The 11602-nt window shown below is 30.3% G+C and carries 10 protein-coding genes and 1 CRISPR repeat array; of the genes, 1 reads left to right on the plus strand and 9 read right to left on the minus strand.

The window, feature by feature from the left end; translation table 11 throughout:
• Positions 1 to 218 precede the first annotated feature (218 nt).
• On the minus strand, positions 219 to 620 hold the full coding sequence (gene csx20 / locus ACPLOV_RS10520; protein ID WP_424911140.1) for a CRISPR-associated protein Csx20: 402 nt from the start codon (positions 618 to 620) through the stop codon (positions 219 to 221).
• A 3-nt stretch (positions 621 to 623) separates the two neighbouring features.
• Positions 624 to 1373 (minus strand): CRISPR-associated endoribonuclease Cas6, encoded by a 750-nt coding sequence (cas6, locus tag ACPLOV_RS10525; RefSeq protein WP_424911141.1) that lies wholly within the window; start codon positions 1371 to 1373, stop codon positions 624 to 626.
• 142 nt (positions 1374 to 1515) lie between these two features.
• Between cas6 (ACPLOV_RS10525) and csx2 (ACPLOV_RS10530) the strand changes: the two genes are divergently transcribed.
• On the plus strand, positions 1516 to 2823 hold the full coding sequence (csx2, locus tag ACPLOV_RS10530; protein ID WP_424909605.1) for a TIGR02221 family CRISPR-associated protein: 1308 nt from the start codon (positions 1516 to 1518) through the stop codon (positions 2821 to 2823).
• Between the two features lie 9 nt (positions 2824 to 2832).
• Here the strand turns inward: csx2 (ACPLOV_RS10530) and csx2 (ACPLOV_RS10535) are convergent, their stop codons facing one another.
• Genes csx2 (ACPLOV_RS10535) through cas10 form a run of 7 tightly spaced genes read right to left on the minus strand, consistent with a single transcriptional unit; the run spans position 2833 to position 10535 of the window.
• On the minus strand, positions 2833 to 4107 hold the full coding sequence (gene csx2, locus ACPLOV_RS10535) for a TIGR02221 family CRISPR-associated protein (protein ID WP_424909606.1): 1275 nt from the start codon (positions 4105 to 4107) through the stop codon (positions 2833 to 2835).
• A gap of 34 nt (positions 4108 to 4141) precedes the next feature.
• The gene (gene cas6, locus ACPLOV_RS10540; RefSeq protein WP_424909607.1) at positions 4142 to 4801 is read right to left on the minus strand and encodes a CRISPR-associated endoribonuclease Cas6; all 660 of its coding nucleotides are present in this window, start codon (positions 4799 to 4801) and stop codon (positions 4142 to 4144) included.
• A gap of 15 nt (positions 4802 to 4816) precedes the next feature.
• On the minus strand, positions 4817 to 5914 hold the full coding sequence (gene csm5, locus ACPLOV_RS10545) for a type III-A CRISPR-associated RAMP protein Csm5 (RefSeq protein ID WP_424909608.1): 1098 nt from the start codon (positions 5912 to 5914) through the stop codon (positions 4817 to 4819).
• 18 nt (positions 5915 to 5932) lie between these two features.
• Complete coding sequence (gene csm4 / locus ACPLOV_RS10550; protein ID WP_424909609.1) at positions 5933 to 6883, minus strand: type III-A CRISPR-associated RAMP protein Csm4; 951 nt, start codon at positions 6881 to 6883, stop codon at positions 5933 to 5935.
• Positions 6884 to 6901: 18 nt separating this feature from the next.
• On the minus strand, positions 6902 to 7681 hold the full coding sequence (gene csm3 / locus ACPLOV_RS10555; protein ID WP_424909612.1) for a type III-A CRISPR-associated RAMP protein Csm3: 780 nt from the start codon (positions 7679 to 7681) through the stop codon (positions 6902 to 6904).
• Positions 7682 to 7713: 32 nt separating this feature from the next.
• Positions 7714 to 8154: a type III-A CRISPR-associated protein Csm2 gene (csm2, locus tag ACPLOV_RS10560; protein ID WP_424909610.1), complete on the minus strand. Its 441-nt coding sequence runs from the start codon at positions 8152 to 8154 to the stop codon at positions 7714 to 7716.
• The gene (gene cas10, locus ACPLOV_RS10565) at positions 8154 to 10535 is read right to left on the minus strand and encodes a type III-A CRISPR-associated protein Cas10/Csm1 (protein ID WP_424909611.1); all 2382 of its coding nucleotides are present in this window, start codon (positions 10533 to 10535) and stop codon (positions 8154 to 8156) included. The genes csm2 and cas10 overlap by 1 nt, the downstream gene beginning before the upstream one ends.
• Before the next feature lie 212 nt (positions 10536 to 10747).
• Positions 10748 to 11577: direct repeats of the CRISPR family, unit length 30 nt; unit sequence GTTTCAATCCCTTATAGGTAGGCTAAAAAC.
• Positions 11578 to 11602: the final 25 nt, after the last annotated feature.

The following is an 11602-nucleotide window of genomic DNA, read 5'->3' on the forward strand; positions in this document are numbered from 1 at the left end:
GTTTCAATCCCTTATAGGTAGGCTAAAAACACGTTGGAATCCGCAAAAAATAAGGATTTTAGTTCGCTAAAATTCTTATTTTAAATTTTTCCCATCATTTTTTATTTTAGCATAACTTTCAGTAATTTCAAGTATTTCAGGGTTTTATTTAGATTCTCAAAAAAGTCGTCGACCTCCAGGGGTTTTTGCACTATCGGAGGTCGACGACAATCTTTTTTTTAATATTCTCTAAATCTCACGTGTTTAAATACTCGTTTTATAAATATTTCATCACCTTCCTTTTTTTCCTCGGTGATTCTTTTAGTTGTAGCGTATACGGGTAATAAACCATTTTCTTTACAGAAATTTACTATTTTATATGTTGCTCCATAATCTCCCTGAACTAATACTACATCTCCCTTTATAGAATTCAACTTAATAAAATCTTTTATTCCAACTATCAATTCATCTACATTTTCAATTTCAGGAGGAATATTAGACCATATTTCCTGAAGTTTCTCAGGAAGTCTAATAAAAAATTTTACATGGAACAATTCTTTAGCTTGTTTCTTCTGAATTTCATCAAGTTCGTGGGAAATTATCAAAAACATTTTTCTTTCCGAATAATTTATATTATCCATAGACTACTCCTTTACAATTTCAAAGCATCCAAAACCCTGGGAATTTTTGCTTCCCAAACCAGAATCATAGGCAACCTTAAACAATTTTGTATCGGTTTGTATTCTATATATGCCCATCCATCCTTTAATTACTGTTCCTTTGTATTTTATTATTTTACAGTAATTTTGATTCATTTCATAAACAGGAGAAATTTTTAAATCTATATTTTCTATATTATTCAGTTGAAGTAATTCAGCTTTCTTTAATAAATTTTCTTTTATTAGTTTTGAAAATTTCTCTTCCTCTGGACTAAAATAATATGTCTTTTTATCACTGCCATTCATAAAAGTTTTATATACCACTACCGGTGACAGCATTTTTATTAATATCTCAATATTACCTTCTAATCTATCCAATTCGGATATAACTGATATATTTTGAACTTCAATTCTTTGACCTAAAAAACTGAAATTGTCGTTTTTCATAAGGGAACTGGCAAAATCCCGTATAAATTTATCCACGGGTGATGAAACTATAATATCAAAAGGTGAAAATATTTTTATCTTTTGCTGTGGTAACATTTCAAATTTTCCCAAAAGCCTTGAAAAAGTAAAAAGTTTAAAACTCCTGCTTCCCAGCTTAAAACCCTGATTATGCAGAAAATCCGAAAACTCTTTACTTAAATTGTTATATATAAAGGATTGAATAATGTAGTTATAATGGACAGGCAGTATAACCGGATCTTTAGAGATAAAACTTATTTTTAGCCTCATAAATTATCCCTTCTTTAAATTTTAATTTGAATATAATTAATTCAATATTTATTTTTAAATTTCCTTTTTTAAAAATATCTTGATTAGAAAAATTTGTTTTTGCTAAAATTTTACTATAAAAAATTTTAGAAAGAGGTGCATTATGGCAAAACTTTTAACTTTCTTAGGAACTGGCAGTTATGAAGAATGCTGTTATAGTTATAACAATCAGGTTTCAATTTCCAGCAATTATATACAAATATGCATACTCGATATATTAAATAAAAGTGTAGAAACAAACATCAATGAAATAATAATTTTTCTAACAAAAGAGGCTGAAATAAGAAATTACTTAGCTAATGCTAAATACCCTTCAAAACCCGGATTAAAAAAACAATTAGAAAATTATATTCAAAATAATAACATAAATTTAAAAATCACTCCTGTTAAAAATGTGCCAAACGGCAATTCAGAAGAAGAAATATGGGAAATCTTTGATATCTTAATGAACAATATTAAAGAAGACGACGTAATATATTTTGACATTACACATTCTTTCAGGTTTTTGCCTATGCTGGCTTTTATTACATTAAATTATTCAAGATATATTAAAAATACTCACGTAGCTGGAGTTTTTTACGGTAGTATTGAATCATTCTGTCAGGAAAAAGGTATTAGTATTAGAGAAATAGAAAAAATACCAATAAGCGAAAGAATAGTGCCGATTATAAATCTTACAAATTTTATAGAGCTTTTTGATTGGGTTATAGGAGTCAAAGAATTTATGACCTCCCTAAACTACAGTATGCTTGACCAATTATCTAAAAGAGGCGTAAAAAACTTAAATAGAGAAGTAAAAGAGAAAAATGACTTTATAATAAACAATGAGTTGAGAAATTTAAGTGATTCCATAAAAAATCTTAGCGAAAATATACTCCTGTGCAGAGGACTTAATCTTATTAAAAGCTATAAAAAACTTAAAAAAAATTTGAAGGAAATAGGAGAAAAAAATGCAACAAAAAAATCTTTAAAACCTTTCAAATACATAATAGGAAAATTAAATAGCACGATAGAGTGCGAAGAAAATGATATAAAAAATTATTTAAAGATTGTTGAGCTTTGCTGCAATAATAACCTGATTCAACAGGGTTTAACAATACTGGAAGAAAGCTTAATAACTTATGTGTTAGAAAAAATGAAAATGAACATGATAGATCTAAATAACAGGAAAATTCCTACGGGGATTTATAACAAATTTATTAAAAAAGAATTGGAAAAAAATGATTTACTATTCATTGAAAAATTAGGGGAGGAAATATTTTTATTAATATACAATATTGCAGGCATTAGAAACGACATAAATCACTGCGGATTCAGGCCTTCTGCAGCTGATACTCAAACACTTAAAGTTAAACTTAAAGAATTTTTAGATCAGGCAAAAGAAATAATCGAAAATATTGAGTCAAAATAACATCTATATTTAATCAACCCTCTTTTTCAATTTATTATATAAATTAATACACTGAAAAAATAAATTTTGGAATTTTTCATTGTCTTCAAGGTACGCTTGATTATTATTTGGATTTGAACCATGAACAGCAGCATTTCTTATATATTCGAGACGATTAAAAAGTTCTCCTTCTTCTTCATTATTAAAAAAAGCCCAGGGAGCTTCCCCCCAAATTTCCGACTTTGCTTTATGCCTAATTTTTTCTCTTTCTTCATAATTTAAATAATCGCTTATTTTATAAAATCTTCCTGCAAGGATTATCATAGCTTCGTATAAAAGAATTAAAGATTTTAAATACTGTTTTTTTTCAAAATAAAAAATTGCTCTTTCTACCATTCTTTCATCTAAGTATTTTAAATTCGTTAAAGACATTAAATCTTCACGGATTTTCCTAATAGGCTCTTTTAAATAAGGCTCAAAATTTTTTTCTTTTTCCTTTAATTCCTCTATTAATTTTTGCAAATTTCTTTTTAAACTTCTATTCATTTCTAATTTAAAATAAACATTATCCGAATCCTTGATCCCAATATTTTCTAAAAACAAAGGGAAATACCCCAGTTTCTCATATATATTATAGGCAGTGGATAAGGAATACAACTCGTTTATAAAATCTATTTTTAATACTGGTTTTACTTCATTATTAGGTGCCATTTCAAAAGCTCCGTAATATACATCTATTTCTTTGATCTTTTTAAAATTTGCAATATATACTAAGGAAAAAGAAATAACGAAAGGCATATGCCTGTACCCATGGGTTAAATCAAAAACTATTTTATATTCTTTATCTGCGGGGATTAATTCAATCAATGCGTTTATAAAAGAAGAATACTTTGTAGGATCTACATCAATAAAGTGAATACTACTTTCCCCTAAATATTTGCCGATAGCACCTTCCCATTCTTTAAGTGTAAATTTACTTACACCATCTTCGTTATCCTCTTCTTCAAATACTTTGTAATATAAATTTTCTAACTCATTATCAATATCCATTCCTGCTAATTCTATCATTTCAGACCAACAGGAAGTAGAAGTGCCAAAAATTATCCATTGTTTTATATTAAGTTTTAGATTCTCTTTTAAATACTTGAACAACTCTTTGCCAAAAAAAGCTGTTTCTTCGCTTACTGTACCTTTATCATCAGGAAATTTATATTTTGTTTTTTGATACCCCTTAGCCTTATCTTTTACCTTTTTCCCTTTCCCAATTAATGAAATTAAAATTACATCCAGTTCTTTTTTATTCATATTATGCCTCCAATTTAGTATTAAACTTAATCAATTAGGAGTGTTTCCATACATATAACTCATCAGAAATCATACCATAACCGTTTTCATTGAAATGTCCCAGACCGCATATATAAGCAATTTTTAATAATTCTTCAGAACCTAATACTTCAAAAGCTCCTTTATATAGAACAAAATCTATTTCCATTATTTTTTCAAAATTATTTTTAAAAACAAAAACAAATCTATCGTCTTCAGGATAATTGCCGTAAACCTTCTTATATTTATTAATTAAATTCAATCTTAAAAATTCGTTAAATCTTTCCGGTTCCCTTTCATATTCCACAGGTTTTAAGTTATTATCTACTACCATCAGAGGGGACCATAGATACGCATTGTATTCATTTTTCGGCTTAATAAATTCGGTTTTTTCTATATTTAGCACCTGATTATCATTAATTGTTATTTTTTCTTCAAATAGCTTTAAAGTCAAGTTTACCAGAGTTTCCGGGTTGTAATGTGAAAAATAAAAGGCAATCTTATCAATTGCCCAAAAACCGTTTTCCGTTTTTTTTGTTTTTCTCGGAATCACATCCGAAAATACGTAAAATCCTTCCGGGCAGTGCCTTTCAAAAAATCTTTTAAAATATAATTTATAGGAATTATCAAAATATATTCCTTCTTTTGCTTTAAAAATAACTTTTGCCCGATGCATAACATAACCTTTCCTTCATTTAAAACTTATTTTTACCCACCCCGGGACAGCATTTGGTTTTCCGTTTTCAAAAATTATTCTTCTTGTCTTTGGAAATAAATTTTTATCAAAATTCCTATTATAATACTTTTCAAGTTTTATTTTATTTTTCTCATCAAATAAGCTCGATATAGTTTTACTGTTAAATCCCGTTCCAAATCCAATCTGTATAATTAGTTCATTTTCTTTTAATTTGTCATTTATTTCTTTTAATTTTTTATAAAAATTCCCAATCTCAGGCAAATTATATTTTTCAAAAAACCTTGTCTCTTTTTCAATGTAACTTGATACGTCTTTTTTAACTAAACTTATAAAATTTTTTATAATTTCCGCCCTTTGAATTTTGCCCTCTCTTATTATATAATCGTCATTTATTCTTTTATCAATATTTATATATCCTGTGTTTTTACTGCCTCTTTTTAATCCCTCCAAGTAAATTGAAACAGCTTCATTAGGATTATCTTTATTATCTTGGTATTTATACCATTTTACCTTGCCATTACATATATTTAAAATCTTCATTTCAAAAATCCCCATCTCCTCTACCTTAAAGGGCTCCGTATCTCCAATATTCAAAAAACGGAAAGGGGAATTATGAGGCTTCCCAAAAACATCTTCTTCAGCTTTATCATCCACTCTTTCTTTTTTGACAGAACTGTTTTTAAAAGAAAAATCTAATGAAGAAATATAATTATTTGAAATTGAATTATGCATTGCCCTGGTAATAGAGCTCCTCAAAGCTCCTTTTATTGAACTTCCGGGAATGTAGGGCTTTCCAGCAGTTTTAATAAATTCCGTTATTTCTCCTTTTATTGGCGAAAACCCGGTATAATCCAAACGGTAATCAATATAATTTTCAACATTAATTTTTAACACTTTCCAGTCTATTCTGCCACTTCTTAAACCATTTACCACACCATCCACTAAATAATTAATTTTATTTACATCTTCCAGTAATTTATAAACATTGATTAAACCTACCTGCCCATTTTTTAAAATATATTCAAAGGGCATTTTCTTTGACCCGTTTCCAATATTTAAAGGAGAAAGTATCTCCACCTCATAGCCTTTCAATTTAATACACCTCTCCCCTTAAAAAGGCTTCAAGAATGCTGCACCGTATTTTAAAACTCTGTGTTCTTCAAATCCTTCTGGTGTTATATCCACTACCTTCCCCTTTAGTTCTCTTTTAAAAACACTCCCTTCTGTTAACATCCTGCTTCGATTTTTCTTGATATCGCTTTGGTATATTGAATAAACATATCCCCCTCTTTCAGTTAAATCATAACTTATTAATGCATTTTCCAAATCATCTTCCTCTGCAGGATAAAAAAGGGAAAGCAGTAAATATTCTTCAGAATGTTTTTCTTTTTCTTTATCTTCTATGAAATCCGGTTCAAAAAAACCAAAACCATATGTTCTTTCTCCGCCTATTCCCTCATCCCCAAGAAGCCTTATTGAAGCAAGTATTTCTTTTTCTATTGATGTATCGACTTTTAAATAAAACCAGAGTCCAGAATTTTCATCAAACAAAGAACTGCTTACGTAATAAATATTGCTGTTAAAATTAAGCCTGTCCAGCACCACTCTCGGCCTTTCCTTTTCCGCTATAATTTCTCCTTCATATGGCTCTTTTAAAAAGAATTTTCCTTTTATATATCCATAAACTTTTTCTTCATTTCCTCCTTTTTGCCGGCGATTACTTAATCTTTCCAAAATGCTTTCGGAGATAAATTTTACTTTTTTTGCCTTTTTATAATCTTCTATTACTCCGAATAAATCCAAATTCAAAGGCCTTGGCAAAAGATAATCATCATTTACATAGATGAAAGCAGAGGAGTTTTCAAACAAATAAACTCCATTTATAAAGTTTTTAGCCAATTTATCGGCTTTTTCCTTTCCGTAAAGAAGATTATAGCAGCACATTATACCGCTAAAAATCGTATCGGAATGGACAATGCTTTCAGACAAATTGTCCATTTTTTCTTTATACCCAAAGTGCACAGGCCCTTTGAATTTTAATTTTACTCTGTATTTTTTCATATTTTTCACCATCGCTTTTTATAGCTTTATTTCACTTAAATCTTTTGCCTTTTCAACCAGTTTCTTTTCCTCTTTTCCCTCTTCATAGTATCCTTTATCCCTGAAAGAAATAGTTATATTCTCAAATTTTATCTTGCCGTAACCTCTGCTCCCCTGACCGCCGAGGTAATCATCTTCTAAAAGCTTCATCGCTTGAATGAGCTTTTTCAAATACATTGTTCCTTCTTCGTTTAAAACATTCAAAACCATTTCCCCTTTGAATTTTGCCCCGGCAGGAACCCTTTCCGTTTGTCTGGGGTTTGCCGCCGAAGTAATTCGATCTAAATTATTTTCATATTTTACTTCAGTCCATTCCATATCAATATTATCCTTCATTTCTTCAGTTATACTGTTTTCGTCGAGTTTTGCATCTCTTACCATAAGTCTTGTGGGGGTTACATTTTCATATACTGATTCATTTCCGTTGATACTTTTATGTTTACCGTGATTCCTGCCAAAAATATTGCAAACAGCACAGTCAAATTTGTCACACATATGAATCCTTATCGGTTCTTCTTTACTTTCTTTTGAATAAATAAGATTCTCAGGACTTACTAACCCTTCCGTATATTCCATTAAGGCCCTCATTTTTCCTTTTAAACTGCTTCCGGGAATATATGGTCTGCCTTTTTCATCTTTTATAACCGCATTATCTACTCCGCCTATATCCATAGTGTTGTTAGAAGCGCCTATATGTAAGCCTGTTTTTGCAACAATATCAAAGTTTATTATATATTTACCTTTTAAAACATAGCTTATATTATTCACTCTATACACCCCCATTATTTAAATTATTCTCTTCCACCTTTTGCTCTGTGATAGGCTATAACTGCCTGGAAGAAATCAAAAAATCTTGAATAATTATTTTCATTTTTTTCAGCTTCATTAATAGCTCTAGAAAACACCTCGTAAAATCCAACTTTCTTTAATTCAGGAAATCGCCCTTCAGTATATGCTATTAAAGATTTTAATACTTTTAGCTTATACACAGTTTCATCGCTAAATTTTTCTCTACTAATACTTTTTGCCTCGTTGTAAACTCTTCTTATTTTGGAATAACTTACGTTTTTCAATATTTCACCAAATTTCTCAGCACATTGAATAAAAATGTCGCCTTTTTTATCCTTTTCTTTGTTAATAGCAATTTCTATATTCTTCATTACAAAATCCAATGAAGAATTTGCTTCTTGATTTCCTTGACTCCCTCTATATCCCCCTCGATAGTCTTGCATTATTTCCCCTCCCCTGCTTTTCTTGTTTCCATCTCTGCCCACCTTGCAGAGATATAAGTATGTTTATATAATTTATTTCCTTTATCTAAGAGCATATTTTGGATTTTTTCTAATTCATCTTTCACATTTTTGTTAACCCTATGTTTCAACCTTGATATATAGTAAATAAGCCTCCAAACCTTGAAAATTTCTTCGTTTTTACTGGATTTTTCCCAGTCCTCATAAACCTTATAAATTAAACTTATTAAAGACCTGGGAGCCTTTTTTTCTAATGAGCTTACTATTGTCTCTTTTAATTCCTTGAACTTATCAATTTCTTCCCATCCTATACTATAACCGCAAAAGGAAAAACAATTTTTCTTTATTCCGTTTCTTTCATAAGATTTTGCTTTTTCAAGATGTTCTCCCGCTTCTAATGCAACCTTGTAAAGAGGAAATTTTTTATCGGGTGAAATATCAAAAGCCATTGAAATATTCATAACCGGATTAAACCCTGTATATTCTTTAAAAAGCTTCTTTATTTCCATTGCTAAATAAGGCATCCTGTCCCACGGCCCTACAAAGAAGAAGTCATCTCCTCCAGCGTATATCGCATAGCAATATTCGTATTCATCTTTACTTTTAATGGTATCCTCCAAATACTTTCCAAAAAACAGAGAAAGTTCCGAAGACAATGTAAGCACTCTTGAAATGGTTTTGTTCTCTCCTAACCCGTCTCTAAAAATTTTACCCAGGTTGTCTACATCTCCTCTAAGTATTCCCCAGGTTTTTAAACCCTTTGCTTTTTTGCTTATCTCATCAAAGCCAACTATTTTCTTAATTTCTTTATCTTCTTTATTATCAGGCATTAATTTCATAAATGTAGGCACTTTTAAATAGTAAACTGCTTTTTCAAAATCAAATTTATCCTGGTTGTCCTTTTTTAGGTCATAACAAAATCCTCTTTTAGGGCTGTCGATCAGTTCAATTTCTACTCCTAAAGCTTTAAATATATCAAAACAACTATTAATTTCGCCGCTTTTATATGTTATGAATTTTTCAACTAAATATCTTTTCTTTATAAGGTCTTCCCCCAATTCTTCGAAACTGGCGCAAAAAGAACATTCATCATTAGTTTTATAATATCTTCCACAGTGAGGACATATATTTTTATTTTGTACTTCGGTTATTTTGAATATTTTTTTGCTTTTAACAAGATCATAAAACTTTTTTGTTTTTCTTTCCTGCACAAATTTTCCAGATTCATCCATTATGTTCGGTAAATTCGTAATTAAATCATTTATATCGGCTTCAGCCGCCCCCAACAATACCGACAATTTCCCTTTATGTGCCTCAAAAAATATTTCATCGAAGAATTGTTGATAATAATCAACTTTATTTTTAAAACTATAAGGCATTAAAAGATAAAAATGTCCTCCGCCAGAAAACAACAAATTGGTTAACGGTAGTTTCTCTTTCTTTAATATAAACTTTGCCGCTAAATCCGAGATATATGAAATGTAAAAAGATTTGCCCCTTAAGGCTTTTGTTGCACCATCCATCTTGGTATCATAAACAAAATCTTGGATTCCCGATATGTCGCCTTTTACTACACAAAAATATTTTCCTTCTCCTTTAGAAGGGATAATATTCCTTTTTATTTTTTCATGAATAACTTGTAATTTTTTCTCATCTTTTTCTTCACGATAAATGCAAAATGCAATAGCCGCAGTGGATTTTAAATGCCCCCACAAAGAAATATCCGGAACTGAATGATAAAAAGCTGAAGGCATGTTTGATGTATACTCTTCCAGCAAATACATTAATTTATTAAGTTCAGCAATATCTTCAAAACTTTTTATTTTCTTAAAATCGTCCTTAAATTCTTCCCATAATTCAGAATATCTTTTTTCACATTCTTTTTCACTTAATACTACCTCTGAAGGTTTTTGACATCGATATACAGGTTCTATTTCTTTGTAATATGTTTTTTCATTATAATCTTTTTCAGTTTTAAATCCATCAAGTTCAATATTTGAAAAAATTGAAATAAGTTGTTTTGTTTTTCCATCATCTTCATTATTCTTTTCTCTTTCATAAGCAGAAATTTTATCAGAAAGAGCAATAATTAATTCCAAAGCATTTAAAGGCTCGTGATGATTTCTTATCGCACTTGAAACTTCATTTATTTTTATATATTCACTGCAAAAATACGCTCCCCATTCCTGATGCCTGGGCCCATAAGCTCCTTCTGATTTTATCAAAGTGTTATATTCCCTTTTTATTTTTGCTTTTATATTTTCATCTCCACATCTTTGGTAAAATTTCCCAATATCATGCAGTATTGATCCTAAAAATAAATTTTTCTCGTCTTTTGTAAAGTCTTCGTGCAGAAATCCCAAATTTTTACCCCCTTTCTATTTAATTGTTATTCAAATATTATCTTTATTTCTACATTTTTCCGTTTTTCCCTTCCAAAAATAATTAATTTTTTCAAAAAATTTCTTATACTGCCGTGCAAAGCCAGATCACATATAACGAAAAAGCCGGCTTAAAAAATTATAGGTAGGCTAAAAACCTTTTTTATTGTATACTTGCACTTATTGTATACATAGTTTCAATCCCTTATAGGTAGGCTAAAAACGTTGTGGCAGCTATGGTGGAAATATACGGGACACAGGTTTCAATCCCTTATAGGTAGGCTAAAAACTGCCTTTCTGCAAACAGAAAGTTATTCGTCAAATTAGTTTCAATCCCTTATAGGTAGGCTAAAAACCCATCCTGATCACCTCCTATTCTCTCCCTGTCCGCGGAGTTTCAATCCCTTATAGGTAGGCTAAAAACCCACTTCCTTTTTGTCATCATAATTTGTATTTTCTGGTTTCAATCCCTTATAGGTAGGCTAAAAACTTATCATAATCAACTTTATATCCTTTATTTTCAAAAGTTTCAATCCCTTATAGGTAGGCTAAAAACAAAGGAGAGAAAAGCAATGGGAATGAACCAGCCTGTGTTTCAATCCCTTATAGGTAGGCTAAAAACCTCAAAATCCCCCCCCCGTGTAGCTAAAAACTTTAGGTTTCAATCCCTTATAGGTAGGCTAAAAACTTATAATTCTCGGGATTTTCTGCAGGATGTGAAGAAAGTTTCAATCCCTTATAGGTAGGCTAAAAACAAGATTGTCCGCTCTACTTGCCGAAGGGCACGGGACGGTTTCAATCCCTTATAGGTAGGCTAAAAACATCGGGCTACGAATGGAAGAGCCCGATATATAAGGACTGTTTCAATCCCTTATAGGTAGGCTAAAAACGAGGCAGAGGGGGGCGAATAATATGAAAATTCCACGGGGTTTCAATCCCTTATAGGTAGGCTAAAAACTTTTAGTTCTAAAGTTTATGCAGATGAGTTTATAAGGTTTCAATCCCTTATAGGTAGGCTAAAAACCCTTAGAAGAGCAGGCCAAAATCCA

The organism is Thermovenabulum sp. (assembly GCF_049723235.1).
Taxonomy (GTDB): Bacteria; Bacillota; Thermosediminibacteria; order Thermosediminibacterales; family Thermosediminibacteraceae; genus Thermovenabulum.

Excerpts from the sequence above, each read along its gene's own strand:
- csx2 (WP_424909605.1), top strand. The coding sequence starts at position 1,516 with ATGGCAAAACTTTTAACTTTCTTAGGAACTGGCAGTTATGAAGAATGC.
- csx20 (WP_424911140.1), bottom strand. The coding sequence starts at position 620 with ATGGATAATATAAATTATTCGGAAAGAAAAATGTTTTTGATAATTTCC.
- cas6 (WP_424911141.1), bottom strand. The coding sequence starts at position 1,373 with ATGAGGCTAAAAATAAGTTTTATCTCTAAAGATCCGGTTATACTGCCT.
- cas6 (WP_424909607.1), bottom strand. The coding sequence starts at position 4,801 with ATGCATCGGGCAAAAGTTATTTTTAAAGCAAAAGAAGGAATATATTTT.
- csm2 (WP_424909610.1), bottom strand. The coding sequence starts at position 8,154 with ATGCAAGACTATCGAGGGGGATATAGAGGGAGTCAAGGAAATCAAGAA.
- csm4 (WP_424909609.1), bottom strand. The coding sequence starts at position 6,883 with ATGAAAAAATACAGAGTAAAATTAAAATTCAAAGGGCCTGTGCACTTT.
- csx2 (WP_424909606.1), bottom strand. The coding sequence starts at position 4,107 with ATGAATAAAAAAGAACTGGATGTAATTTTAATTTCATTAATTGGGAAA.